Here is a 25982-nt window from a genome sequence, read left to right as displayed (position 1 = left end):
GTTTTGTGTTGGAACACCAATCTGCGTCCGAACATAGATCCAATGTGGGAGCGGGCTTGCTCGCGAAGGCGCCAGACCAGACAACTTCAATGCCGGATCAGTTTGTTGCGCACCTCGGCACCACCGAGCTGATCCAACTCCCCCCAGAACTGCTGCTTGCCGGCAATCTCGGCAGCCACCGGCAACCCGTCCCGATACACCAGCCGATTGCTCGCCAGCGCTGGGACTTTCATGCCGGGCAATAGCGTGCCGGCGAGGTTCAGCGGATCGACCCCGCACACCGCGACCAGGCTGCCGTCATGGGGCCGACGCCGCACCTCTCGCAACAAGGGGATCGCCTCGGGCAGGGCGAATTGCTCGCCCGCCAGGCCACTGACAAACCGCCCGCCGCGAATCTCGCCGCGTGCCTCCAACCGATGGAAGGTACGCAGCAGTTCCCGCCAGCTCGGCAACCAGTCCGCCTCGCGTTCCAGCAAGCGCCAGAACACCACGCCGTAGCGGCGCAGCAAGGTCATGGCGATGTGTTCAAGGGTTTCGGCAGACATCCGCAGGTTTTGCACCATCGGCCCGGTAGGTGCGCGTCGCAACAGGGCCCAGCGTCCGGCGTCGTCCATGCCACCGATGAATGCTCCGCGTCCACGCCGACTGTTGCGCGGCTGGCGCTTGCTGGCCGGGGTAATCAGGGCGCGCAATCCGGCGAAGCTGTCGGCGTTCACCAGCCCCGCGCCCACCAGTTCCTGCAGGGCGATTTCCAGCTCTGAACGCAGCAGGTGGGCCTCATGGATCAGCTCATCGAAAAACAGCGCGCCATGCTGGCTGAGGGCGGCGTGGACCTTTTGCGTTTTCGGCGACAGTTCGCTGACCGGCGTCTGTTCGGTCAAGCTGCTCCAGAGGCCGACCTGGTTGCGCGGCAGCAACACGATCGGCGTGCTGCGCAGGGCGGTGCTGGCGCTTTTGTTGTGCGCAGTCAGGCGTGTCCATACCAGTCTGCCGCTGCGGCACAACTCATCCAGCCAGGTCGCCGAGTAGTCCTTGATTCGCGCTGGCAGGATATCGCTGTCCCAGGCTGAAGCAGCGGCGGGGTAGCCTTCGAATTGCGCAATAACGGCCGGCAAAACCGCCGCGCCCTGGCCCTGGCTTGCGCTCGATACATTCTGCCAGTCGAACAGGAATCGCATGAAATCCTGCAACGCCACCGGCTCGATTTCCCGGCGCAGGCGCTTGACCGTATAGCGGTGAATCCGCGCCAGCAAATGCCGCTCGCACCATTCTTCCTGGGCGGTGCCCGGGGTGAATCGGCCGCGCAGCACGTAACCTTCGCGTTCCAGTTGCGCCAGGGCCTGGTTGACCTGCGCAGCGGGCAAACCGAGCGGTTCGGCAATGCGCTCGAGAGCCAGCGGCCCGAAGGCGCTGAGCCGTGCACGGATCAGTTCGAGGATGGCGTCGTCGGGTTCCCAGGCCTCCTCGAAGTCCGGCAGCGCTTGCAGCGATGGCGTCAATTCGGCCTGTGGATAAATCGCCCGCAGGCAGGTCAGGCGTTCCAGTGCCAGCCACAGCGATTGCCCGGCGTTGATCTGCAAACGGCTCGCGCGCCCGCTGTCGGCCAGGGTTGTGAGCCAGTCTAGCCACTGCGGATTGGCGCTGGCCTCGGCATTGGTGATGCACGCCAGGCTCATCAAGGCCTCATGCATTTCATCGACACCGGAGGGCGTCGGCCAGGCTTCGTCGCGCACGGCGGCAATCGCCTCGGCGTCCAGCGCACCAAGATCATCGGTGGATTGCGGGTCGCTCCAGCGGCGGTTGAGTACGGCTTGAGTGCGGCGTTCTTCCAGTGGTGCATCGTCGAGAAAGGTATAGGGCCGGGCGCTGAGAATCTCCGCCGCCAGCGGCGAGGGTGCCGGCAAGTCGCGGCTGATCAGGCGAATGTCGCCGCGCTCCATGCGTCGAAGCAAAGCCAGCCAGCCTTCGGTGTCCATGGCGTCGTGCAGGCAATCGTCGAGGGTCTGTTCCACCAACGGATGGTCGGGAATCTCCCGTTCGCCAGCGAGGTTTTCCACGCAGGCGATCTGATCGGGAAACACGCTGGCGATCAGGTCTTCGCTTTTCATCCGCTGGATCTGCGGCGGGACCTTGCGCCCGCCGCTGTAGCGCGGTAGCGCCAGGGCCACGCCGGCATTCCAGCGCCAGCGCACGCCGAACAGCGGCGCGTCGAGCACGGCTTGAATCAGGATGTGTTCGGCACTGTTGCTGTGCAGGTAGCGCCAGACGTCATCCAGTTCAAAACTGTGGCCGGTGGACAACGACAGCACGATGGCGTCTTCGCTGGCGGCTGCCTGCAACTCGAAGTTGAAGGTGCGACAGAAGCGCTTGCGCAAGGCCAGGCCCCAGGCGCGGTTGATGCGGCTGCCGAACGGCGTGTGAATGACCAGTTGGGTGCCGCCGGACTCGTCGAAAAAGCGTTCCATCAGCAGCGTGTCCTGGGATGGCAGGGCACTCAGCGCTTGCCGTGCGCGAGCCAGGTAGTCCACCAGTTGTTCGGCGCTGGCAAGGTTCAGGCCCAGGGTCTCGGTCAGCCAGTCGAGTGCTGGTTGCAAGTTGCCTGGCGCAGCCCCCAGCAGGTCGTCGAGTTGTGCCTGCAAGCGCGCCACCGCCGCGGACAATTCGGCGCTGCGCCCCGGTGCTTCACCGAGCCAGAACGGAATGGTCGGCGGCAGGCCCCGGGCATCCTCGACCCGGACTTTGCCGGTTTCCACCCGCAGGATCCGATAGGACGTGTTGCCCAACTGGAAGATATCCCCGGCAATGCTTTCCACTGCGAAGTCTTCGTTGATGGTGCCGATGTTCAGCCCTTGAGGCTCCAGCAGCACGCTGTAGTCGGCGTTGTCCGGAATGGTCCCGCCACTGGTCACCGCCGTCAGTTTTGCGCCCCGGCGCCCGCGCAGGGTGCGGCTCACGGCGTCGCGATGCAGATAGGCGCTACGGATGCCCTGACGGCCGTTGTAGCCCTCGGCGAGCATGTGCAGCAGTGCCTGATAGTGTTTGTCGTCGAGTGCGGCGTAGGGCGAGGCGCGGCGCAGCATGTGCAGCAGCGCTTGCTCCGGCCATTCCTGACAACTGACCTCGGCGATGATCTGCTGCGCCAGCACGTCCAGCGGCGCTTGCGGGATCAGCAAGGTATCGAGTTCGCCCCGGCGCACGCAGTCGAGCAGCGCGGCACATTCGATCAGGTCGTCGCGGGTGGTGGCGAACAAACGGCCCTTGGGCGTGCCGCCGACCTGGTGCCCGGAACGGCCGACCCGTTGCAGAAACCCGGCAATCGAACGCGGCGAGGCGATCTGGCACACCAGGTCGACGTCGCCGATGTCTATCCCCAGTTCCAGCGATGCCGTGGCAATCAGCACTTGCAGGTCGCCGCGCTTGAGTCGCTGCTCGGCATCCAGGCGAAATTCCTTGGCCAGGCTGCCGTGATGGGCGGCCACGGCATCCTTGCCCAGGCGCTCGCTCAGGTGCCGGCTCAGGCGCTCGGCGAGGCGCCGGGTGTTGACGAAAATCAGCGTGGTCCGGTGTTCCCGGGCGAGGGCGGCGAGGCGGTCGTACACCAGTTCCCAGACATCGTTGGCCATCACGGCCGATAGCGGCACGGGCGGCACTTCGATGTCCAGGTCGCGGGGGCGGGCGTGGCCGATGTCGACGATCTCGCACGGACGATCGCCACCGACAAGGAAGCGCGAAACGGCTTCGATGGGCTTTTGCGTGGCCGACAGACCGATGCGCAGCAGCGGCTCCGGGCAGAGTGCTTGCAGGCGTTCAAGGCTCAGTGCCAGGTGGCTGCCGCGTTTGCTGGCGGCCATGGCGTGGATCTCGTCGACGATCACCGTGCGTGCCGTGCCGAGCATCTGCCGGCCGGAATCGGAGCCGAGCAGCACATACAGGGATTCCGGCGTGGTCACCAGAATGTGCGGCGCCGTTTTGCGCATCGCCGAACGGTCTTTTTGCGGTGTATCGCCGGTGCGCACGGCAGTGCTGATCTGCAGTTGCGGCAGGCCCATCACGCCCAATTGCTCGGTAATGCCGGCCAGCGGGTTTTGCAGGTTGATCTGGATGTCGTTGGACAGCGCCTTGAGGGGCGAGACGTAGACCACCAGGGTGGCGTCGGGCAAGCCTTCGGGGTTTTCCAGGCCGCGGTGTACCAGGTCGTCGATGACGGCGAGAAAGGCGGTAAGGGTCTTGCCGGAACCGGTGGGCGCGGCGACCAGGGTCGAGCGGCGCTGGCGGATCAACGGCCACGCCCGGGCCTGGGCGGCGGTGACGGCCGGGAACGTATGGTTGAACCAGGCGCTGACGGCAGGGTGAAAGCCGCTCAGGGCACTGTCTGCGGGGATGGGCAGGTTCATGCAGCAATTTATGCGGGTGGGGACGGGAAGTTGCAAGTACCGCTCAAGACCTTCGCTGGTCTTCAGGGCCTCATCGCGAGCAAGCTCGCTCCCACAGGGGGGCGGTTTACACAAAACCATTGTGGGAGCGAGCTTGCTCGCGATGAGGCCAGTGGCGGCAACGCAAAAGTCGGACATCTACACTTTACGGGTGACGGTTGCGCACTAAACCCGCAAAATGCAACGATTCCGGCAATTATCAACGACATCGCCTGGGGCGGTGTCGATAAAGCCATCGTTTCAATCAGACTGGGCCTGCTGACTCTATGCGAATGCGCCTTATGTTACTGGGCGGCGGAAATGCCCTTGGGCAGGCGCTGATTCGCCTTGGTGCGGAGGAAGACATCGGATTCCTCGCCCCCCGCCCGCCCGAAGACGGCTGGGATGCCGCGAGCCTGACACAACTGCTCGACGACACCCGTCCCGATGCATTGATCAACCTTGCCTACTACTTCGACTGGTTTCAGGCCGAGGCAGTGAGCGAATCGCGCCTGGCCGGCCAGGAGCGCGCTATCGAGCGTCTGGCGGAACTGTGCCAGCACCACAACATCGTTCTGCTGCAACCCTCCAGCTATCGCGTGTTCGACGGCTCCCGCGCCACGGCCTACAGCGAAAAAGACGAACCGGTACCCCTGGGTCTGCGGGGTCAGGCATTGTGGCGGATCGAGCAAAGTGTGCGCGCTACCTGCCCCCAGCACGTGCTGCTGCGTTTCGGCTGGCTGCTGGACGATAGCCCGGACGGCGCCCTTGGCCGCTTCCTCGCCCGTGCCGAGCAACCCGAAGAGCTGCTGATGGCCGACGACCGACGGGGCAATCCGACGCCGGTCGACGATGCCGCCCGCGTGATCATTTCAGTGCTCAAACAACTCGATTGCGCCGCGCCGCTGTGGGGCACCTACCACTACGCCGGGCATGAGGCGACCACGCCGCTGGCGCTGGGGCAGGCGATCCTGACCGAAGCCCGCAGCCTGCATCCGCTGGCTATCGAAGCCCCGACCGCCCAGGCCCACGCCGCGCGTCCGGATGCCGCCGAAGAACCGCAACACGCGGTACTGGCCTGCAAAAAAATTCTGCACACCTTTGGAATCAAACCGCGCGCCTGGCGTGCGGCGCTTCCCGGTCTACTGGACAGGTTTTATCGCCATGGCTGACGGCCCCGTTTTGATCACCGGTGGTGCCGGTTTCATTGGTTCTCACCTGACTGACGCGCTGCTTGCCAAGGGCCACTCGGTGCGGATTCTCGATGACCTGTCCACGGGCAAACGCAGCAATCTGCCGCTGGACAATCCCAGGGTCGAACTGATCGTTGGCGACGTGGCCGATGCAGCTTTGGTTGCCCGGACGATGGCCGGTTGCAGCGCCGTGGCGCACCTGGCGGCCGTGGCTTCGGTGCAGGCCTCGGTAGACGATCCGGTGCGCACGCACCAGAGCAACTTCATCGGCACGCTGAACGTCTGCGAAGCCATGCGCCAGACCGGGGTCAAGCGTGTGCTGTTTGCTTCGAGCGCGGCGGTGTATGGCAACAACGGCGAAGGTGAGTCGATTGACGAAGACACGCCCAAGGCGCCGTTGACGCCTTACGCGGTGGACAAACTGGCCAGCGAGCATTACTTCGACTTCTACCGCCGCCAACATGCGCTGGAGCCGGTGATTTTCCGCTTCTTCAACATCTTCGGTCCGCGCCAGGATCCGTCCTCGCCGTACTCCGGGGTAATCAGCATATTCAGCGAGCGCGCACTGAAGGGCTTGCCGATCACGGTGTTCGGCGATGGCGAGCAGACCCGGGATTTTGTCTATGTCGAAGATCTGGTCGACTTGCTGGTGCAGGCCATCGAGAAGCCCCGGGTCGAAGACGGTGCGGTCAACGTCGGCTGGAACCAGGCGACGACCCTCAAGCAAATGCTCGAAGCGCTCGAAGCGGTGGTCGGCAAGCTGCCACCGGTGAGCTACGGCCCGGCGCGCTCCGGTGACATTCGTCATTCCCGGGCGAACAACCGGCGCCTGTTGGAACGCTTCAGTACCACTGAGCAGACCCCGATGCGCGAGGGGCTGGCGCGGTTGCTGGGGCGATAGATCGCTTCCATGCGGACATGAAAAAGGCGCCTTTTTACAGGCGCCTTTTTCATGGCCGGAATTTACGTACAACTTGTGCAACTCCTGTGGCGAGGGAGCTTGCTCCCGCTCGACTGCGCAGCAGTCGTAAATCCAGTCAATGCGGTTTGTTTGAATCACCGCTTTTGTCGGTTTTAGGGTCGCTTCGCAACCCAGCGGGAGCAAGCTCCCTCGCCACAACAGCCAGGTTCACCACCACGTGAACATTCTTCCAGCAGTGTCGCTTAGAACTTGTAACCCAGACCCACCATGTAGACGAACGGATCCACATCAACGTCTACCTTGGCCCGGGTGCCCGGTGCAATGGCGTTGTTTTCCACAGTGGCGGTGGTATCGATGTCGATGTAGCGCACCTGGGCGTTAATCATCACGTTGTCGGTCAGCATGTAGTCGGCACCGACCTGCCAGGCCAGCCCCCAGGAATTATCCGCCTTGAAGTTACTGAAACCGGCGGACTGGGCTCGGCTGCCGACATGTTCGTCGTAGATATAGGTGTAGTTGATGCCACCGCCGATGTACGGCTGGAACGCCGACTTGGGATCCAGCGGGTAATACACCAGGCTCAAGGTCGGCGGCAGCTGTTTGATGCTACCGAGCTTGCCGTTGGCGGGTGCCAGCGCGGTGCCCTTGATTTTTACATCATGTTCAAATGGGGTCGCCGCCAGCAGCTCGATGCCCAGGTGGTTGGTGAGCATGTAGGCGAAGTTCAAGCCCAGTTGCGTGTCGCTGCTCAGTGTCGCCTTGCCACCCAGGTCGGCACCCGCCAGCGGGCCTTGATCAACCTTGACACTGGAGCTGTCGGCTTCCGGGTTGACGGTGATTGCACCGGCGCGAAGGAGAATGTCGCCCGCCTCGAAGGCGTGGGCGAGCGGGGCTGCAAGCGCGAGGGCAACCAGCGAAGCGCTGAGCATGGACTTGTTCATGGGGGCTCCAGAGGACGTTAAAAAGTTCGATGTCCAATGGTAAGCGGGCTAACTATTCGGTCTTTTGATGCAGCTCAATGAAAGTGGGGTGGGAGTGATTTTTGTGGTGTTTTTCATGGCCTGATCGTCGGATCGCCGCCCGGAGCAAGCTCGCTCCCACAAGGAGTTGTGGTGTGCTGAAGATTTGTGTTTCAGCACTTGACCCTGTGGGAGCGAGCTTGCTCGCGATGGCGGACAGACAGTTGACACAATACAGTCGGACTCACTCCGGCAATTCATACAGGTAAATCTTGTCCGCCTCCATCTGATATCCGGCATCCGCCAGTTCGCTGGTGGACGCCTTGACCTGCAACGCGCCTTCGATCCAATAAGGCTGATACAACTCGTCGAGCTTCACGCCGACTTCGCTCTTGACGTGCACGATCTGGTTCGAAGGCGGTGGCGGTACGTGGATGCAGGCGCCGAAATACGGCACCAGCAGGAACTCCGTGGTGCGGCCTTCTTCGCTCACTTCCAGCGGCACGATGTAACCCGGCAGGCGAATGTTCTGGCCATCGAGGGTCTTGACCACCGGTGCATTGGGCAGGTCTTGCTTGGCGGCGGGCGCCGATTCGGCCGACAGAGCATTGCTCATCTGCGAAAGATCGTGCAGCGGCGTCATGTTCGGCACTTCTTTTGGCGCGTCGGGCGGGATCATCTCCGACCAGGTCAGGTCTTTTGGCTGGGCCGCCCACAGCGGCAGGGCGACCAGCATCAACAGCGCAAGTACGGCGCGGGGCATTTTCAACGTCCTCATAAACGGATCGACAGGCCATCGGCCAGGGATTGGCGATAGGCGCGCCAGGCCGGCACACTGCCCATCAGCAGCGCGGCGATCAGGATGCCACCGAGCAGCGTCCATTCATATTCGCTCGGCCAGGACAGCGGCAGGAACAGACCGTAGTTGGCTTGCACATAGCCCTGGGCCGCCGCGATGCACACATACAACAACGCCACACCGGCGATCACGCCCGACAGCGCCAGGGCAAAGGCTTCCAGCACCAACAGCGTCGCGATGTGCCAGGGGCGTGCGCCCACCGAGCGCAGGATCGCCATCTCCCGGCGGCGTTCATTGAGGCTGGTGAGAATCGCCGTAAGCATGCCGATCAACCCGGTCAGCACCACAAACAGCGAGACCACGAACAAAGCCTTTTCCGCGGTGCCCATCAGACTCCACAGCTCCTGCAACGCCACGCCCGGCAGGATCGCCAGCATCGGCTCACCACGGAACTCGTTGATTTCCCGTTGCAGGGCAAAGGTCGAAATCTTGTTGTTCAGGCCGAGCATGAACGCGGTGATCGCTTGCGGCGTGAGGTCCATGTTGCGCGCCTGGTCGGCGGTGATGCGCCCCTCGCCCCGGGCCGGCACGCCGTTATGCCAGTCGATGTGAATCGCTTCCATGCCACCGAGGCTGATGTGCAGCGTGCGGTCCACCGGTGTGCCGGTGCGTTTGAGAATGCCGACCACGGTGAACGGCTTGTCGTCGTGCTTGACCAGGCTGATCGCCGCCACGCCGTGGGCCAGCACCAGTTTGTCACCGAGTTTGTAGTGCAGTGCATCGGCCACTTCGGCGCCGAGCACCACTTCGAACGGGTCAGTGGCAAAAGCCCGGCCATCGGCCAGTTGCAGGTGTTGCTGGCGTCCGTACTGGTAATGTTCGAAGTACGCCTCAGTGGTCCCCATCACCCGATAACCACGATGGGAGTCGCCGAGGGACATCGGGATCGCCCACTTCACTTTCGGGTTGCTGGCGAAGTGTTCGAAGCTGTCCCAGCGGATGTTGTTGGTGGCGTTGCCGATACGGAACACCGAATACAGCAACAGGTTCACCGAGCCGGAGCGGGCGCCGACGATCAGGTCGGTGCCGCTGATGGTGCTGGCGAAACTGGCCTTGGCTTCGGTGCGCACGCGCTCCACCGCCAGCAACAGGCACACCGACAGGGCAATGGCGAACGCGGTGAGGATCGCAGTGAAGCGACGGTTAGCCAGGCTGGCCATGGCTAGACGAAACAGATACATCTCAGACCTCGGGCGGGGTGGCGGCGCGATTGAGTTCGGCCAGCGACAGGTTGTGGTCGAACAGCGGCGCCAGGCTCTGGTCATGGCTGACGAACAACAGGCTCGACCCGGCTTCGCGGCACTCGGCGAACAGCAGGCGAATGAAGTTCTCGCGGGCGTCGTAATCGAGGGCCGAGGTCGGCTCATCGGCGATCACCAGTTCCGGTTGACCGATCAGTGCGCGGGCGGCGGCGACCCGTTGCTGCTGGCCGATGGACAGCGAGTCGGCGCGGCGACCGAGGATGTTTTCATCCTTCAAACCCAGGTGGGCGAGCAGCGTGGCGGCGGCTTTGTCGACGCTGCCGTGGCGTTGTTTCGCCCGTTCGGCGCGCAGTTTCGAGAAGTGGCAGGGCAGTTCGACGTTCTCGCGCACCGACAGAAACGGCAGCAGGTTGAACTGCTGGAAGATGTAGCCGGTGTGATCGACGCGGAAGTGGTCGCGGGCGCCGGCCGAGAGTTGCGTCAGTTCCTGGCCGAGCAGGCGGATGCTGCCGCGATCAGGCTTTTGCACGCCGCCGAGCAAGCCGAGCAGGGTGGTCTTGCCGCTGCCGCTGGGGCCTTTGAGGAACAGGGTTTCGCCGCGCTCCAGGCGAAACGCCGGGATGTCCAGCAGCGGCGGGTGACCGGGCCAACTGAAGCCCAGGTCGGACAGTTCGATGAGTGCTTGGGTCATTTAGCCGATTTCATGGGTGTTGATTGACCTGTGTAGGAGCTGCCGCAGGCTGCGATCTTTTGATCGTTGAAGGTCAAAAGATCGCAGCCTCGTTTCACTCCGCAGCTCCTACAGGGGGGCTTCAGTGAATTCAGAATTTCAGCGCAGCAGCCTTGGCCGTCACATCAACCCCTTGCTGCCCGCTCGGGCCGATCAGTTGTACCTGAATTTTCCGGGTGGCCGGGAAGCGGGTGAAAATATTCGCCAGGTCCAGGGTCTTCAATGCATCTGGCGTGGCGCAGGTGAACTGATAGCGAGCGTGGATTTCGCTGTGATCATGATGATGTTCGTGGCCGTCTTCGTCCTTGGCGTCTTCATCGTGATCATCGTCGGCCTCGGGCTTGTCGCCGAACAGCGGGCTTTCCAGTTCCTGGTTTTCCACCACGCAACCGGCGGCTTTCGGCAGGTTGAACAGGGCCAGTGGTTGCTCGAGTTGCGCGCGGGTGGCGGCGACCTTGGCTTTGTCGGCGTCGCTGGTGGCGACGTGCTCGAAACCCACCAGGTTCATGGCCGGGCTTTCCAGCTCCAGCTCCAGGGTCTTGCCGTCCAGCGCCGCGTTCAGGCGTTCCACGCCGTGTTCGTGGGCGGCCAGGCTGCCATGCTCATGATCGTGTTCGTCGGCGGCATGGGCGACAGCCAGCGGCAACATGGCAAACGGCAGGGCGAGAAGCAGACAGCGCATGACGAGTCTCCGAAAAGTAAAATGAAGAAAATGTTATGTAATCTTATAACGTAGGTGCGGAGAGTTTGACTGCCTGCTTGGCGTTGCACAAGTCCCATGGGAGCATGCCGGGAAGAAATGTGCGGGAGCAGACCTATGTTGCGAATTCGCGGAAGCATCGGCGATTGGCCGGTGGATTTGACCCTGGAGATGGACGACGCGGACTGGGCGCGGCTAGGGGCGCAGTTGCAGGTGGAAAAATCCGCCGTCAGCGTGCCAGCGGCGAAACCACTGAATCAGGATGATGCGCTGTGGCAGATCGCCAGGGATTTGCTGCGCAAGGCAGGGCAGCTCAGCGGGCCGGACCTGCTTGATCAACTCGAAGGGCTGACCGGCAGCGCGGCGGCGGGCAAACGCCTGCTGGTGCGTTTGCGCCATAGTCCGGACGTGAAGGTAGTGAGCGGCGGGGATACGCCGCTCTACAGCTGGATCGAGTAGACCGTAAAAAGATCGCAGCCTGCGGCAGCTCCTACAGGGTGAATACATATTCTCTGTAGGAGCTGCCGCAGGCTGCGATCTTTTGATTTTTAATAGAGGGCGGCAAACAACTTGCGGCGGTAGGTGCTCACCAACGGATGATCATTGCCCAGCAACTCGAACACCTGCAGCAAGGTCTTGTGTGGCAGGCCTTCGCTGTAGCTGCGGTTGCGGGTGAACAGCTTGAGCAAAGCATCCAGAGCGGCGTCGTACTGCTGACGGGCCAGTTGCTGGATCGCCAGTTGATAGACCGCTTCATCGTCCAGCGGGTCTTTTGCCAGCCGGGCCTTCAGATCGGCGGCATCCGGCAGGTCCTTGGCCAGACCGAGAAACTTGATCTGTGCCTTGGCGCCAGCCAGCGCGGCCTTGTGCTCGTCGCTCTTGACCGCATCCAGCACGGCTTGCGCTTCGCCCAGTTCACCGCGCTCGGTCAGGCAGCGGGCGTAGAGGATCAGTGCCTTGGCGTTGGTGTTGTCTTCACCCAGGATCACTTTGAGCAGCGCTTCGGCATCGGCAAAGCGGCTGTCGTCGAACAGCGCCTGGGCCTGTTCGAACGGATCGGCGGCGGCCGGTGGCGGCATCTGCACGTGGGGTTCGAGCAGGGCGCGCACGGCGGATTCCGGCTGGGCACCGGCAAAGCCGTCGACAGGCTGGCCGTCCTTGAACAGCACCACGGTCGGCAGGCTGCGGATGCCGAAGCGGGCGACGATGTCTTGTTCGAGGTCGCAATTGACCTTGGCCAGCAGCAATTCACCCTGATAGCTCTCGGCAATGCTCTGCAACATCGGCATCAGCACTTTGCAGGGCGCGCACCATTCGGCCCAGAAATCCACCAGCACCGGCTTGTGGAAAGAGTTCTCGATCACCGACTGGTCGAAATCGGCAGTCGTGGCGTCGAAGATGTACGGCGTTTCCTGACTCATGGGCAATCTCGTAAAAGCGTGAATGGGGCAACTATACGGCTTGGTGGGGGCGCGCCGGAAGCGGGGTGGCCGTTAGAGATGTTTCGTCTGACAAGACGTCATCGCGAGCAAGCTCGCTCCCACAGGGATTGAAGTCGGCCACAAGACTTGTGGTTCACACCAACCACTGTAGGAGCGAGCCTGCTCGCGATGCTTTTAGCTAGCGCTGCGCGTGGTACAGGCTCACATGCCGAAACTCGTGGGGCTCGGCCAGATCCGGCAGGGTCATCGCCTCCAGCATCTCTATGCGCCGGTACAACGGATGGCGAAAATCCCGCACTCGAGAATCCGCCACCAGCGCCTCTCGGCCGCGGCTGAGGAACTGGTCGAGCAGCGGCAGGTTGGCCCTGTCGTACAGCACATCCGCCACCAGAATCAGGTCGAAGCGATCAGCCTCAGCAAAAAAATCCGTCGAGTAGTTGAGCTCTACGTCATTGAGCTCGGCATTGGCCCGACACGCGGCAATCGCCAGTGGGTCGAGGTCGCAGGCCAGCACTTCCAGCGCGCCGGCCTTGGCAGCGGCAATCCCCGCCACCCCGGAACCGGCACCGAAATCCAGCACGCGCTTGCCTTCGACCCAATGCGGGTTGTCGGCCAGATAACGGGCCACGGCCAGGCCGCTGGCCCAGCAGAAACTCCAGTACGGCGGCTCATGCAGGATGCGCCGGGTCTCTTCCGGGCTGAAGGCGCGGTCCATGTTGTCGCCGTCGATCAGCCACAACTTCAGGTCGGTCCCTGGTAACTCACAGGCAACCAATTGCGCATCACCGAGCAGTTCACCCAACGCCTTTTGCAGGTCGAGCGGTGCACTCATGGGGCTTTGACAAATTGCAGTTGGCCCAGGGCCTGGGTGGTCGGCTGGGTAATCAGCTGCGACGGCAAGTGCAGGATCAGCTGCCCGGACTGACTGGCGCGGCCTCGCAGTTCAACACGGCCCCCGGACGGGAAGGATTGCGGATTGAAACGCAGGTGAAATGGCAGCACCTGGTTGTTGCCGATCAGGCTGGAACTGGCGAGCAATTGTTGCGGGCGGTCCTTATCGTCGATCACCAGCAATGCCAGTTCGACCTCAGCGCCGGCTGGAACGCCTTGCAGGGTACCGCTCAGTTCACGCTGATAGGCGGGCAGAGGGCCGAGGTCAGCCGCCTCCCGGGCTTTCTTCTGCGCTTGCTGCGGCGCCGGGCCTGGCGTTGGCGGCTGGGACTTGGGGGCATCGCTGCCGCAAGCCACCAGCAGACTGAAAACACTGAGCAAAATGAGCGGACGTAACGACATTGGTGGCTCCATAAAGCTGAATTCCATGGATCAAGTGATCATCCCGTCTGTATACCGCAAACCCTATGGCTTGTCTTGCCACCGGGATGCGCTACCATGGCCCTCCCTTTTTTTGTTGCCTGCCACCATGCACTGTCCCTTCTGCGGTGCCAACGACACCAAGGTCATCGACTCGCGTCTGGTCGCCGAGGGCGAACAGGTGCGCCGCCGGCGTGAATGCCTGGCCTGCGGCGAGCGTTTCACGACGTTCGAGACGGCTGAACTGGTGTTGCCGCGCCTGATCAAAACCGACGGCAGTCGCCAGCCGTTCGACGAAGAAAAACTCCGCGCCGGCATGCAGCGCGCGCTGGAGAAGCGCCCGGTGAGTGTCGAGCGCCTCGAGTCGTCGCTGGTGCACATCAAACACAAACTGCGCGCCACGGGCGAGCGCGAGGTCAAATCCCTCGTGGTCGGCGAACTGGTGATGGCCGAGCTGCAGAAGCTCGACGAAGTCGCCTATATCCGCTTCGCTTCGGTATATCGTCGCTTCCAGGATCTCAATGAGTTCCGCGAAGAGATCGATCGCCTGGCCCGTGAACCGGTGAAAGAATGACCATACCCGCAGAACAAGCCATCCTCGACGCCCATTTCATGGCTCGTGCCCTGGAACTGGCGCGCAAGGGACATTACACGACGCACCCCAATCCGCGTGTCGGTTGCGTGATCGTGCAGGGCGGGCAGATTGTCGGCGAAGGCTGGCACGAGCGCGCCGGCGAGCCCCACGCTGAAGTCCACGCCTTGCGCGCGGCCGGTGAGCAAGCTCGTGGCGCCACCGCATACGTGACGCTTGAGCCTTGCAGCCACCACGGCCGCACACCGCCTTGCGCCGATGCACTGGTCAATGCCGGTGTGGCTCGCGTGGTCGCAGCGATGCAGGACCCGAATCCGGAAATCGCCGGTCGCGGTCTGCAACGCCTGGCCCAGACCGGTATCGCCACTGAAAGCGGTGTGCTGGAAGGCGAGGCGCGCAAGCTTAATCAAGGCTTTCTGAAACGCATGGAACACGGCTTGCCGTTCGTGCGGGTCAAGCTGGCCATGAGCCTGGACGGGCGCACGGCGATGGAAAGCGGCGAAAGCCAGTGGATCACCGGCCCGGCAGCGCGTTCGGCGGTACAACGGCTACGTGCCCAGGCGAGTGTGGTGCTGACTGGTGCCGATACAGTGCTGGCGGACAGTGCTCGTTTGACCGTGCGCGCCGATGAGTTGGGTCTGGATGCCGGGCAAACGGCACTGGCCATGAGCCGTCCACCGCTGCGGGTGCTGGTCGACGGGCGCCTGCGGGTGCCGCTGGATGCACCGTTCTTCAAGGCCGGGCCGGCGCTGGTCGCGACCTGCGTGGCAGTGGAAGAGCAATACGCCAACGGTCCGGAATGCCTGATCGTGCCGGGCTACGATGGCCAGGTCGATCTGCGCCAGCTGCTGGTTGAGCTCGCCGCCCGTGGTGCCAACGAGGTGCTGGTCGAGGCCGGCCCGCGTCTGGCGGGTGCCTTTGCCCAGCTCGGTCTGGTGGACGAGTTCCAGATTTTTATTGCCGGCAAGTTCCTGGGTTCCTCGGCGCGGCCGCTGCTGGACTGGCCGCTCGCGCAAATGAAGGATGCGCCCGAGCTTAAAATCATCGAAATTCGCGCGGTGGGCGATGACTGGCGAGTCATTGCCATTCCTACGCCAGCAGCGAGCGTATAATTTCCGGCCATCGCTATAGCGCTGGCTTTGTTCTCGAGGAGAACCTCATGTTTACCGGCATCATCGAATCCATCGGCAGTATTCGTGCATTGACCCCAAAGGGCGGTGATGTGCGGGTTCACGTCGAAACCGGCAAGCTCGACCTGAGCGACGTCAAACTGGGCGACAGCATCGCGGTCAACGGCGTGTGCCTGACGGCCGTGGAATTGCCGGGCAATGGCTTTGCGGCGGACGTCAGTCGCGAAACCCTCGACTGCACCGCCATGAACGACCTGAAAAGCGGCAGCCCGGTCAATCTGGAAAAAGCCCTGACCCCGACCACTCGCCTCGGCGGGCATCTGGTCAGCGGTCACGTCGACGGCGTGGGCGAAGTGGTTGCCCGTACCGAGAACGCGCGCGCCGTGGAATTCCGCATCCGCGCGCCGAAGGACCTGGCCAAATACATCGCCCATAAAGGCTCGATCACCGTCGACGGCACCAGCCTGACCGTGAACGCAGTCGATGGCGCCGAGTTCCTGCTGACCATTATTCCCCACACCCTGAGCGAAACCATCATGGCGTCGTATCAGCCAGGCCGCCGGGTGAACCTGGAGGTGGACTTGCTGGCCCGTTACCTGGAGCGCCTGCTTCTGGGCGACAAGGCCGCAGAGCCGACTGCCGGCAGCACCATTACCGAAAGCTTTCTGGCCCAAAACGGCTACCTCAAATCCTGAGCTCTAATTTCGAAAGAAGGGGGGTGCCTTGTGGCGCTCAATAGCATCGAAGAACTGGTTGAAGACATCCGCCAAGGCAAGATGGTCATCCTCATGGATGACGAAGACCGCGAGAACGAAGGCGACCTGATCATGGCCGCCGAGTGCTGCAAGCCCGAGCACATCAACTTCATGGCCAAGCATGCCCGTGGCCTGATCTGCATGCCGATGAGCCGCGAGCGTTGCGAACTGCTCAAGCTGCCATTGATGGCGCCGCGCAACGGTTCCGGTTTCGGCACCAAGTTCACCGTATCGATCGAAGCGGCCACCGGCGTGACCACCGGCATCTCGGCCGCCGACCGTGCGCGCACCGTGCAGGCTGCCGCTGCCCGTGATGCCAAGGCTGAAGACATCGTCAGCCCGGGCCACATCTTCCCGCTGATGGCTCAGGCCGGCGGTACCCTGGCCCGTGCCGGCCACACCGAAGCGGCGTGCGACCTGGCGCGCATGGCCGGTTTCGAGCCGAGCGGCGTGATCTGCGAAGTGATGAACGACGACGGCACCATGTCCCGTCGCGCCGAGCTGGAAGCTTTTGCCGCTGAACACGACATCAAGATCGGCACCATCGCCGACCTGATTCACTACCGGATGATCCACGAACGTACCGTTCAGCGGATTGCCGAGCAGCCACTGGACAGCGAACTGGGCCAATTCAACCTGGTGACCTATCGTGATTCGGTGGAAGGCGACGTGCACATGGCGCTGACCCTGGGCAACGTATGTGCCGAAGAACCAACCCTGGTTCGCGTGCACAACATGGACCCGCTGCGTGACCTGCTGATGGTCAAGCAACCCGGCCGCTGGAGCCTGCGCGCCGCCATGGCCACGGTTGCCGAGGCTGGCAGCGGCGTGGTGCTGTTGCTCGGTCACCCGCTCGATGGCGACGTGTTGCTCGCGCATATCCGCGAAACCGCCGATCACGCAGCGGTGAAAAAACCGACCACCTACAGCACTGTCGGTGCCGGTTCGCAGATCCTGCGTGACCTTGGCGTACGCAAAATGCGCCTGATGTCGGCACCCATGAAATTTAATGCGATATCCGGTTTCGATCTGGAAGTTGTAGAATACGTGCCCTCCGAATAATGACCGGTTGTTTCCGGCCTTGAATTCGCGGTTCAAATATCACCGAGGGACGCGTACGAGACGCGTCCCGGCTCTTTAAGAGATCTATCGAATGACCCTGAAGACCATCGAAGGTACCTTCATCGCCCCTAAAGGCCGCTACGCTCTGGTAGTGGGCCGTTTCAACAGCTTCGTCGTTGAAAGCCTGGTCAGCGGTGCAGTTGATGCCCTGGTTCGCCACGGCGTGAGCGAAAGCGACATCACCATCATCCGCGCACCTGGCGCCTTCGAAATCCCGCTGGTTGCGCAGAAAGTCGCCCAGAAAGGCGAATTCGCGGCAATCATCGCCCTGGGCGCGGTCATTCGTGGCGGCACCCCGCACTTCGAATACGTGGCTGGCGAGTGCACCAAGGGCCTGGCCCAGGTGTCCATGGAGTTCGGCGTACCGGTCGCTTTCGGCGTCCTGACCGTTGATTCCATCGAGCAAGCCATCGAACGTTCCGGCACCAAGGCCGGCAACAAAGGTGCTGAAGCTGCCCTGTCCGCTCTGGAAATGGTCAGCCTGCTGGCGCAGTTGGAGGCCAAGTGATTAGCGACGAAAGCGATCGTTTCAACCCGCGCGATCCAAAGCCTGCGGATGCCGGCAAGCCATCGAAAAGCGTCAAGCGTCGCGAAGCCCGTCAGCTCGCGACTCAGGCGCTGTACCAATGGCACATGGCCAAGCAGTCGCTGAACGAGATCGAAGCGCAGTTCCGGGTCGATAACGATTTCAGTGATGTCGACGGCGCGTACTTCCGCGAAATCCTGCACGGGGTTCCGCAATTCAAGACCGAAATCGACACCGCGCTCACGCCTTGCCTGGACTTGACCATCGATGAGCTGGACCCGGTTGAACTGGCGGTTCTGCGTCTGTCCACTTGGGAGCTGCTCAAGCGCGTCGACGTGCCGTACCGCGTTGTGATCAACGAGGGTATCGAACTGGCCAAGGTCTTCGGTTCCACCGACGGCCACAAGTTCGTCAACGGTGTGCTCGACAAGCTGGCCCCGCGTCTGCGTGAAGCTGAAGTGAAGGCGTTCAAGCGCTGATCGGCGCTTGGAATGTCGACACGAAGCCATGGGCGAGTTTGAGCTGATCCGCAATTTCTTCGCCGCCGCGCCTTGTGCGCAGGGCGGCGAAGGCGTTGCCCTCGGGATCGGCGATGACTGCGCCTTGCTGGCTGTTCCCTCCGGGGAGCAGATGGCGATCTCTACCGATACGTTGGTGGCCGGTGTGCATTTCGCCGATCCCTGCGATCCGTTTCTGCTCGGTCAGCGCTCGCTGGCCGTGGCCGTCAGCGACCTGGCCGCCATGGGCGCCACCCCGATTGCCTTTACCCTTGCCCTGACTTTGCCGACGGTGACCGCCGATTGGCTGCAAGCCTATGCCCGTGGTTTGAACCAGATGGCGCAAAGCTGCGGCGTGGCGCTGGTGGGGGGCGACACGACCCGCGGGCCGCTGAGCCTGACCATGACCGTGTTCGGACGCGTGCCGGCCGGCCTGGCGCTGACCCGCAGTGGAGCGCAACCGGGCGACCTGCTGTGTGTCGGCGGCAACCTGGGCAATGCCGCCGGTGCCTTGCCCTTGGTGCTCGGCCAGCGCACAGCCGAAGCACGCATTGCCGAGCCATTGCTGGCGCATTACTGGTCGCCGCAACCGCAGCTCGGTTTGGGTCAGGCGCTACGGGGCAAGGCCACTTCGGCAATGGATATCTCCGACGGCCTGCTCGCGGATTGCGGGCATATCGCGCTGGCGTCGAAGGTCGGAATCGAAGTCGAGCGGGATCGATTGCCGCTGTCGCAGAGTCTGGTCGACTTTCTCGGTCAGTCGGACGCACAGGCTGCAGCCCTGAGCGGCGGCGACGATTACGTCCTGGCCTTCACCTTGCCGCCCGTCGAATTGCCGCTATTACTGGCCGGTGGCTGGCCGATCCATGTAATTGGCCAGGTTGTGACAGGGCAGGGCGTGAGGCTGCTGGACGCCGATGGCAAAGACATCACCCCGCAATCCCGGGGTTATCAACATTTTCGGGAGTCACCGTGACAGATCATCCCAAACAGGTCCCGGCGGAGTTCGTACCGCCGTCGGTCTGGCGCAATCCATGGCATTTCCTGGCGTTCGGCTTTGGCTCGGGCACCTTGCCAAAGGCGCCCGGCACTTGGGGGTCGTTGGTTGCGCTGCCCTTTATCCCGTTGTGGCAGATGCTGCCCGACTGGGGTTACTGGCTGATGCTGGGCATCACCATGCTGTTCGGCTTCTGGCTGTGCGGCAAAGTGGCCGACGATTTGCGGGTACACGACCATGAAGGCATCGTCTGGGACGAAATGGTCGGGATGTGGATCACCCTGTGGCTGGTGCCGGAAGGCTGGCAGTGGTTGCTGGCGGGTTTCCTGATGTTCCGCTTCTTCGACATCCTCAAGCCATGGCCGATTCGCTGGATTGACCGGCACGTACATGGCGGCGTCGGCATCATGCTCGATGATGTCCTGGCCGGGGTGTTCGCCTGGTTGGCGATGCAGGGACTGGTGTGGTTTTTCGCCTGACCGGGGATTCCAGGCGTTGATCATGAGAGCTGTTGATTCGAACTGACACGGTTCTTAAGGTAGATGATGTATCCATTGTGGGATCGCCGCACCGCCGCTCCCACATTGATTGTGGTGCGGTGTATATCAAACATTTTGATAGTTATCGCCGATAATTCAGCCTAAGCGTCCTCCGGAACCTGCTGTTACAATGCCGGCTCTGCGAATCTTCAGACTTTTAGATCAGGAGCACACCGGTGCCTGTCGTTTTTGTCGCCGCTTCCAAGCTGCCAACGCCTTTTGCGCAATTCACCATGCATGGCTTTCTCGATGAAGCCACCGGCCGCGAGCACGTTGTGCTGAGCCTGGGTGAGATTGCCGACGGTGCCCCGGTACTCGGCCGGTTGCACTCCGAATGCCTGACGGGCGATGCCTTGTTCAGCCAGCGCTGCGACTGCGGGTCGCAACTGGAGGCCGCCTTGCAGGCCATCGCCCGCGAAGGTCGTGGCGTCTTGCTCTACCTGCGCCAGGAAGGCCGGGGCATTGGCCTGCTCAACAAGATCCGAGCCTATGAGTTGCAGGACGGTGGCGCCGATACCGTCGAAGCCAACGAACGCCTGGGCTTTGCCGCCGACCAGCGTGACTACGCCATGTGCCTGCCGATGCTGGAGCACCTGGGCGTGAAGTCCTTGCGCCTGATGACCAACAACCCGCGCAAGGTCAAGGCCTTGACCGACATGGGTATCGTGGTCGCCGAGCGCGTGCCGCTGCACACCGGCCACAATCCGCATAACCGACTCTACCTGGCGACCAAGGCCAGCAAGCTCGACCACATGATGGGCAATGAGCATCAGGGCGAGGTAGATCGGGCGTGACCCGCGGTCAGGTGCGGCGGCGATTGTCCTTCAACTGGTGGCAATACCTGGCGCTGGCCTTGTTGCCGCTGTTTGTGATCAACGCGGTATTCGGTCAGAGCGAAGCGATTCTGCCGGTGCTGGCGATGCCGTTGTTCATCGCCGGAGTCGCCTCGATGTTTGTCAGCCTGAAATTTTTCGGTGCCTACAAACACGCGCTTATCGCCACCCAGAAAGCCCTCGATACCCCTGAAGAACCTGGCGCCTGGATCAGTCTGGCGGCCAAGCGGCGCACGGCATTCCTGGCCGCCGGGCTGCCGGCCTGGATCGGTGCCCTGGCGGTGTTCGTCGGTCTCGAAGCCGTGCCGCTGATGCTGCTGGCCCTGTCGACCGCCGTGCTGTTCTACCTTTACCGTATTCCGCGTCAACTCGGTTGATGCGCGCGCTCTGGCTGGCGGTGTTGCTGCTGGCCGCCAGCGGCTCGGCATTCGCGGTCGAACGGGTTGTCAGCCTCGCCCCGTCGCTCTCTGAAATCGTCGTTGAACTGGGTTCCGCCGACCTCCTGGTAGGGGTGCTGGACGCCGGTGAACGACCTGCCGAACTCAAGAACCTGCCCTCCGTTGGTCGCTATGGCCAGTTGGACATGGAGCGCCTGCTCAGCCTGAAACCCGATCTGTTGCTGCTATGGCCCGGTAGCGTCGGCCCGGCCCAGCGTGATCAGCTCAAGCGACTGAATATGCCCACCTACGTCGCCGAACCCCACAGCCTGAACCAGCTCGCCGCACAGATCGAGGCCATTGCCGCTCAGCTCGGTCGGCCTGAGCGCGGAACTTCATTGGCCGGCGATTTACGCCAGCGGCTGTATGAATTGCGTCAGCGCTATCGCCGGGACAAGCCGTTGCGAGTGTTCTATCAGGTCTGGGATCGGCCGCTGTATACGGTTGGCGGCGAGCAGATCATCAGCGATGCGCTGGAGGTCTGCGGTGCGCAAAACGTATTTGATGACCTGAAGCTGCCGGCACCGCAAGTCAGCGTGGAAGCCGTGTTGCAGCGCAATCCCGAGGTAATCCTGGCCAGCGATCAGGCGCAGCTCGATGCGTGGAAAGCCTGGCCGCAGGTGGCGGCCGTGGCACAAGGGCAATTGCGACTGGTGACGGACAAGGGCCTGGAGCGGCCGAGCGGGCAGATGATTGAGGCAACTGCAAAACTGTGCCAGTTGATCGCGCCGAATTTGTAACTGTGGCGAGGGAGCTTGCTCCCGCTGGGCTGCGAAGCAGCCCTAAAAACCAACACTGCAATTTGTCTGATTGCCCTGTCAGCTTTGATTGCGACTGCTGCGCAGTCGAGCGGGAGCAAGCTCCCTCGCCACAATGATTTGCGTCAGCCTCAGATCTCCGGCGTCCAGGTTACCCCGAACATCCACGCCCGACCTTCCTCGCGATACCCGTACTGGCTCCCTTGGAAGCTGTACAGCGCCCGGCTGTAACCCTTGTCCAGCAGGTTGTCGACCTTCAGCTCCAGCCGGACTTCACGATTGAGCTCCCAACTGCTGCGTAGTCCCAACAAGGCATAACCGCCCAATGGCTGTTGATTGTTCAGGTCGTCATAGCTGCTGCTGACCGCTTGCCAACTGGCGCCAAGGCCCAGGCGATCGAACTGACGGTCCAGATCCCAACTCAAGGTGCGGCGCGCGCGACGGGCCAGGGTGTGACCCGTGTCACGATCTCGTGGGTCGATAATCGCCACGCCAAGGTTGCTCTGCCAGCCGAACAGTTCCTGTTTCAGCGCTGCTTCGAAGCCGTTGATCCGTGCCGAGGCAACGTTCTCGGGGCGCGAGTTGCTGCCGAAAATGATCGCGTCTTCAAGGTCGGTGCGATACAGCGACGTCTCCAGGCGACTGTCCTCGGTCAATTGGCTACGCCATTGCAGCTCATAGCTTTTCGAGGTTTCAGGCTTCAGGTCGGGGTTGCTGAAGTCAGGGTAATACAGGTCGTTGAAGGTCGGCGCGCGGAAGCCTTCGCTGTAGGTCAGCAGCACTTCGTTGTCCGGGTTCAGCGGCAGGGTGAAGGTGCCGCTCCAGGTGTTCTGGCTGCCGAACTGCTGGTTATCGTCGTGGCGCAGGCCCAACTCCGTGGAAAAACTGTCAGCCTGATAGCGATGCTGGATAAATGCGGCGCGGTTCCAGCGGCTGTCTTCGTCGAATGCCGTGGTGCTATTGATCCGGTCTTCGTACCAGTCGCCGCCGAGCATCAGGCTGTTGCGCTCATTGAGCGTCAGGTCGTTTTGCCAGGTCACCGAGTCGCGATAGGTGTTGAACACGGTGCGCTCATCGCTGAGCTTGTCGAGGGTCTTCTCGCGGTTTTCACTGTGGCCGACATCAACGCGGGTTTTCCAGAGATCGTTGATCCGTGCATCGACATAGCTGCTGACGCTGCTCACGTCGAAGTCGCTGTAGGGCTGTTGCTGGACCGATTCGAACGTATTCATGTCGAAGCGACCGAACGGGTTGTCGAACTCGCTCTTGCCACGGTTATCCAGCAGGTTGGCGCCGACTTCGATGTCTTGCGTCAGGGCGTGACTCAGGCTCAGGCTGAGCGACTTGTTGCGATATTCGTCATGGTCGCCATCACTGGGATACGACTCATGGGTGCGATTGATGCCGGCGGTTTCGTCGAGGCTGGCGCCGAGGTTGAAGCGGGTTTGCTCATCACCGCCGGACAAACCGAGACTGCGCTCCCAGGTCTGGTTGCTGCCAAATCCCATGTGCAATCGAGGTTGCAGGCCTTGCTCGCCACCACGGCGGGTGAAGATCTGGATCACCCCGCCAATCGCATCGCTGCCATAAATCACCGAGCGGGAGCCGCGCAGCACTTCCACGCGCTCGACCTGCTCGATATTGATGTGTTGCAGGTTGCTGTCGCCGGAGGTCGAACTGCCGATGCGCTGGCCATCCACCAACACCAGGCTCTGGGCCGACTGGGTGCCACGGATGTAGACACCCGGAATGCTGCCGCGCCCGCCGGACTGCGAGACTTGCACGCCCGGCACCCGACGCAACAGGTCAGTGACGCTATAGGGTTGCAGGCGATCGATGTCTTCGCGGGTGAATACGGTGTTGGCGGCGCTGCTGTCGTTGCGCGCTTCGACCTGGCGGTTGGCGCTGATCAACACGTCGGGCAGCTTCAGGGCCTGGTCGCGTTCGAAGGCGTCGGCCAGCAATTGACCGGCCGGCAGCAGGGTCAGCGTCAGGGCGAAGGGAGAGAGTTTCATGGAGTATCCGAGATTTCAGATGCGACGCAACTCTCCGTAGGAGCTGCCGAAGGCTGCGATCTTTTGATTTTGATTTTTTCAGATATGGAGTTGTCGAGGGCCAGGATCAAAAGATCGCAGCCTTCGGCAGCTCCTACACAGGGTTTTGCGTTTAGAGGTTGAGCAGTTGCAGGCGTTCGCGAATGGACGCTTCGATTCCCGCCTCGTCCAAGCCACACTCGGCCAGCATTTGCGCCGGCTTGGCGTGCTCGACGTAAATATCCGGCAAGCCCAGGTGCAGCATCGACTTGAGGATGTTTTCGCGGGCGAGGAATTCGCTGACCGCGCCACCGGCGCCGCCCATGATCGCGTTTTCTTCGACGGTCACCAGCAAGTCGTGGCTGCCGGCGATTTCGCGAACCAGCGCTTCATCCAGCGGTTTGACGAAACGCATGTCGACCACGGTCGCGTCCAGCGTCTCGGCGACTTTCAGGGCTTCGGCCAGTTGCACGCCGAACACCAGCAGGGCGACTTTGCTGCCCTGTCGGCGAATCACACCCTTGCCGATCTCGATCGGCTCGAGGTCTTTCTCGATGGTCGCGTTCGGGCCGTTACCCCGTGGATAACGCACCGCCGCCGGACCTTCGTACAGGTGGCCGGTAGTGAGCATCTTGCGCAGCTCGTTTTCATCGCTCGGGGTCATCACCAGCATGCCGGGGATGCAGCGCAGGAACGACAAATCGAAGCTGCCGGCGTGGGTCGGACCGTCTTCGCCCACCAGGCCTGCGCGGTCGATGGCGAACAGTACGTCGAGATTCTGCACCGCGACGTCATGCACCAACTGGTCGTAGCCGCGCTGCAGGAAGGTCGAATAGATGGCCACCACGGGTTTGGCGCCTTCGCAGGCCATGCCGGCCGCGAGGGTGACGGCGTGTTGCTCGGCAATGGCGACGTCGAAGTAGCGCAGCGGGAAGCGTTCGCTGAAAGCAACCAGGTCCGAGCCTTCCTTCATCGCCGGGGTAATCCCGACCAGACGCGGGTCGGCAGCCGCCATGTCGCACAGCCATTCGCCGAACACACCGGAGTACTTCGGCCCGCTGGCTTTTTTCGGCGCGGCGGCCGGGGCGTCCAGGGGTTCGAGCTTGGTGATGGCGTGGTAACCGATCGGGTCGACTTCCGCCGGGGCGAAGCCTTTGCCTTTCTTGGTGACGACGTGCAGGAACTGCGGGCCTTTCAGATCGCGCATGTTGCGCAGGGTGGCGATCAGGGTCGGCAGGTCGTGGCCATCAATCGGGCCAATGTAGTTCCAGCCCAGTTCTTCGAACAGCGTGCCGGGAACCAGCATGCCTTTGGCATATTCTTCGGTCCGGCGAGCGATTTCCCAGGCACCGGGCAGGCGCGACAGCACTTTCTTGCTGCCTTCGCGCATGCTCGCGTAGGTGCGGCTGGAAAGGATCTTCGCCAGGTAGTTCGACAAGCCACCGACGTTACGCGAGATCGACATGTCGTTGTCGTTGAGGATCACCAGCATGTTGGCGTCCACTTCCGGTGCATGGTTCAGCGCCTCGAACGCCATGCCCGCGGTCAACGCGCCGTCGCCGATCACCGCGATCGCCTTGCGCTCGCTGTTTTGCAGGCGGGCGGCAATCGCCATGCCCAGCGCGGCACTGATCGAGGTGCTGGAGTGACCGACGCCAAAGGTGTCGTACTCGCTCTCGGAGCGGCGCGGGAACGCAGCGACGCCGTCCTTCTGGCGCAGGGTGCCCATGCGCTCGCGACGACCGGTGAGGATCTTGTGTGGATAAGCCTGATGACCCACGTCCCACACCAGCCGGTCGTCCGGGGTGTCGAAGACGTAATGCAGCGCGATGGTCAGCTCGATCACGCCCAGGCCGGCACCGAAATGCCCACCGGTCTGGCCGACCGTGTAGAGCAATTCCAGGCGCAACTCATCGGCCAGGGTTTCCAGCTCGGCTTCGCCTAACCGGCGCAGGCCGTCCGGCGTGTTCGCGCGGTCGAGCAGGGGCGTGGTCGGGCGCTTGCGGGGAATCTCATGAAACGTCGTGGGCATC

The 25982-nt window shown here is 62.5% G+C and carries 25 protein-coding genes; 14 read left to right on the top strand and 11 right to left on the bottom strand.

The window, feature by feature from the left end:
• Positions 1 to 86: 86 nt before the first annotated feature.
• On the bottom strand, positions 87 to 4394 hold the full coding sequence (locus ACMDB8_RS24730; RefSeq protein WP_409078833.1) for a DEAD/DEAH box helicase: 4308 nt from the start codon (positions 4392 to 4394) through the stop codon (positions 87 to 89).
• A 305-nt stretch (positions 4395 to 4699) separates the two neighbouring features.
• Here ACMDB8_RS24730 and ACMDB8_RS24725 point away from each other — a divergent pair, with 305 nt between their 5' ends.
• Together ACMDB8_RS24725 and ACMDB8_RS24720 are read left to right on the top strand one after the other, a co-directional pair.
• Positions 4700 to 5584: a sugar nucleotide-binding protein gene (locus ACMDB8_RS24725; RefSeq protein ID WP_008053852.1), complete on the top strand. Its 885-nt coding sequence runs from the start codon at positions 4700 to 4702 to the stop codon at positions 5582 to 5584.
• Entirely contained in the window at positions 5577 to 6506 is a 930-nt protein-coding gene (locus tag ACMDB8_RS24720; protein ID WP_056728949.1) for an NAD-dependent epimerase/dehydratase family protein, read from the top strand. The genes ACMDB8_RS24725 and ACMDB8_RS24720 overlap by 8 nt, the downstream gene beginning before the upstream one ends.
• 263 nt (positions 6507 to 6769) lie before the next feature.
• Here the strand turns inward: ACMDB8_RS24720 and ACMDB8_RS24715 are convergent, their stop codons facing one another.
• The 5 genes from ACMDB8_RS24715 to ACMDB8_RS24695 all read right to left on the bottom strand — a co-directional run bounded on the left by ACMDB8_RS24715 (position 6770) and on the right by ACMDB8_RS24695 (position 10959).
• Positions 6770 to 7468: an OmpW/AlkL family protein gene (locus tag ACMDB8_RS24715; RefSeq protein WP_056728947.1), complete on the bottom strand. Its 699-nt coding sequence runs from the start codon at positions 7466 to 7468 to the stop codon at positions 6770 to 6772.
• Positions 7469 to 7730: 262 nt separating this feature from the next.
• The gene (locus tag ACMDB8_RS24710; protein ID WP_056728945.1) at positions 7731 to 8249 is read right to left on the bottom strand and encodes a DUF3299 domain-containing protein; all 519 of its coding nucleotides are present in this window, start codon (positions 8247 to 8249) and stop codon (positions 7731 to 7733) included.
• A gap of 11 nt (positions 8250 to 8260) precedes the next feature.
• A complete protein-coding gene (locus ACMDB8_RS24705; protein WP_056728943.1) occupies positions 8261 to 9526 on the bottom strand; it encodes an ABC transporter permease in 1266 nt (421 codons plus the stop codon).
• A gap of 1 nt (position 9527) precedes the next feature.
• Entirely contained in the window at positions 9528 to 10238 is a 711-nt protein-coding gene (locus tag ACMDB8_RS24700) for an ABC transporter ATP-binding protein (protein ID WP_056728942.1), read from the bottom strand.
• A gap of 130 nt (positions 10239 to 10368) precedes the next feature.
• A complete protein-coding gene (locus ACMDB8_RS24695; protein WP_409078832.1) occupies positions 10369 to 10959 on the bottom strand; it encodes a DUF2796 domain-containing protein in 591 nt (196 codons plus the stop codon).
• 135 nt (positions 10960 to 11094) lie between these two features.
• Between ACMDB8_RS24695 and ACMDB8_RS24690 the strand changes: the two genes are divergently transcribed.
• Positions 11095 to 11436: a hypothetical protein gene (locus ACMDB8_RS24690; RefSeq protein WP_056728938.1), complete on the top strand. Its 342-nt coding sequence runs from the start codon at positions 11095 to 11097 to the stop codon at positions 11434 to 11436.
• Positions 11437 to 11525: 89 nt separating this feature from the next.
• Here the strand turns inward: ACMDB8_RS24690 and trxA are convergent, their stop codons facing one another.
• The 3 genes from trxA to ACMDB8_RS24675 all read right to left on the bottom strand — a co-directional run bounded on the left by trxA (position 11526) and on the right by ACMDB8_RS24675 (position 13712).
• On the bottom strand, positions 11526 to 12398 hold the full coding sequence (gene trxA / locus ACMDB8_RS24685) for a thioredoxin (RefSeq protein WP_008053844.1): 873 nt from the start codon (positions 12396 to 12398) through the stop codon (positions 11526 to 11528).
• A gap of 199 nt (positions 12399 to 12597) precedes the next feature.
• Positions 12598 to 13251, bottom strand: coding sequence for a class I SAM-dependent methyltransferase (locus tag ACMDB8_RS24680; protein ID WP_056728936.1), 654 nt, complete (start codon positions 13249 to 13251; stop codon positions 12598 to 12600).
• Positions 13248 to 13712, bottom strand: coding sequence for a YbaY family lipoprotein (locus tag ACMDB8_RS24675; protein WP_056728934.1), 465 nt, complete (start codon positions 13710 to 13712; stop codon positions 13248 to 13250). Before ACMDB8_RS24675 ends, ACMDB8_RS24680 begins: the two co-directional genes overlap by 4 nt.
• A 127-nt stretch (positions 13713 to 13839) precedes the next feature.
• Here ACMDB8_RS24675 and nrdR point away from each other — a divergent pair, with 127 nt between their 5' ends.
• The 11 genes from nrdR (at position 13840) to ACMDB8_RS24620 (ending at position 21898) form a co-directional block, all read left to right on the top strand.
• On the top strand, positions 13840 to 14304 hold the full coding sequence (gene nrdR / locus ACMDB8_RS24670; protein WP_003228656.1) for a transcriptional regulator NrdR: 465 nt from the start codon (positions 13840 to 13842) through the stop codon (positions 14302 to 14304).
• The gene (gene ribD / locus ACMDB8_RS24665) at positions 14301 to 15434 is read left to right on the top strand and encodes a bifunctional diaminohydroxyphosphoribosylaminopyrimidine deaminase/5-amino-6-(5-phosphoribosylamino)uracil reductase RibD (protein ID WP_409078831.1); all 1134 of its coding nucleotides are present in this window, start codon (positions 14301 to 14303) and stop codon (positions 15432 to 15434) included. The genes nrdR and ribD overlap by 4 nt, the downstream gene beginning before the upstream one ends.
• A gap of 47 nt (positions 15435 to 15481) precedes the next feature.
• Positions 15482 to 16147, top strand: a complete 666-nt coding sequence (locus ACMDB8_RS24660; protein WP_046815884.1) for a riboflavin synthase — start codon at positions 15482 to 15484, stop codon at positions 16145 to 16147.
• 30 nt (positions 16148 to 16177) lie between these two features.
• Positions 16178 to 17269 carry a bifunctional 3,4-dihydroxy-2-butanone-4-phosphate synthase/GTP cyclohydrolase II gene (gene ribBA / locus ACMDB8_RS24655; protein WP_007984459.1) on the top strand — a complete coding sequence of 364 codons (1092 nt, stop codon included), beginning with the start codon at positions 16178 to 16180 and terminating at the stop codon, positions 17267 to 17269.
• A 91-nt stretch (positions 17270 to 17360) separates the two neighbouring features.
• Positions 17361 to 17837 carry a 6,7-dimethyl-8-ribityllumazine synthase gene (gene ribH / locus ACMDB8_RS24650; protein ID WP_003228649.1) on the top strand — a complete coding sequence of 159 codons (477 nt, stop codon included), beginning with the start codon at positions 17361 to 17363 and terminating at the stop codon, positions 17835 to 17837.
• The gene (gene nusB / locus ACMDB8_RS24645; protein WP_056728930.1) at positions 17834 to 18334 is read left to right on the top strand and encodes a transcription antitermination factor NusB; all 501 of its coding nucleotides are present in this window, start codon (positions 17834 to 17836) and stop codon (positions 18332 to 18334) included. Before ribH ends, nusB begins: the two co-directional genes overlap by 4 nt.
• A 28-nt stretch (positions 18335 to 18362) precedes the next feature.
• Positions 18363 to 19328, top strand: a complete 966-nt coding sequence (gene thiL / locus ACMDB8_RS24640; RefSeq protein WP_056728928.1) for a thiamine-phosphate kinase — start codon at positions 18363 to 18365, stop codon at positions 19326 to 19328.
• A complete protein-coding gene (locus ACMDB8_RS24635; protein ID WP_007970166.1) occupies positions 19325 to 19828 on the top strand; it encodes a phosphatidylglycerophosphatase A family protein in 504 nt (167 codons plus the stop codon). The genes thiL and ACMDB8_RS24635 overlap by 4 nt, the downstream gene beginning before the upstream one ends.
• A gap of 236 nt (positions 19829 to 20064) precedes the next feature.
• Positions 20065 to 20682 carry a GTP cyclohydrolase II gene (gene ribA / locus ACMDB8_RS24630; protein WP_056728926.1) on the top strand — a complete coding sequence of 206 codons (618 nt, stop codon included), beginning with the start codon at positions 20065 to 20067 and terminating at the stop codon, positions 20680 to 20682.
• Positions 20679 to 21098, top strand: a complete 420-nt coding sequence (locus ACMDB8_RS24625) for a hypothetical protein (RefSeq protein WP_056728924.1) — start codon at positions 20679 to 20681, stop codon at positions 21096 to 21098. Before ribA ends, ACMDB8_RS24625 begins: the two co-directional genes overlap by 4 nt.
• Positions 21098 to 21898, top strand: a complete 801-nt coding sequence (locus ACMDB8_RS24620) for a cobalamin-binding protein (RefSeq protein ID WP_056728923.1) — start codon at positions 21098 to 21100, stop codon at positions 21896 to 21898. The genes ACMDB8_RS24625 and ACMDB8_RS24620 overlap by 1 nt, the downstream gene beginning before the upstream one ends.
• A 149-nt stretch (positions 21899 to 22047) precedes the next feature.
• Here ACMDB8_RS24620 and ACMDB8_RS24615 read toward each other — a convergent pair whose 3' ends face one another.
• Both ACMDB8_RS24615 and dxs read right to left on the bottom strand, forming a co-directional pair.
• Positions 22048 to 23931, bottom strand: a complete 1884-nt coding sequence (locus ACMDB8_RS24615; protein WP_409078830.1) for a TonB-dependent receptor domain-containing protein — start codon at positions 23929 to 23931, stop codon at positions 22048 to 22050.
• A 151-nt stretch (positions 23932 to 24082) separates the two neighbouring features.
• Positions 24083 to 25981 carry a 1-deoxy-D-xylulose-5-phosphate synthase gene (gene dxs / locus ACMDB8_RS24610; protein WP_056728919.1) on the bottom strand — a complete coding sequence of 633 codons (1899 nt, stop codon included), beginning with the start codon at positions 25979 to 25981 and terminating at the stop codon, positions 24083 to 24085.
• Position 25982 lies beyond the last annotated feature (1 nt).

Source organism: Pseudomonas monachiensis, assembly GCF_047345015.1.
In the GTDB taxonomy this organism is placed as follows: domain Bacteria; phylum Pseudomonadota; class Gammaproteobacteria; order Pseudomonadales; family Pseudomonadaceae; genus Aquipseudomonas; species Aquipseudomonas monachiensis.
Note: the sequence above shows the minus strand (reverse complement) of the source record. Positions and strands in the feature narration are given on the sequence as shown.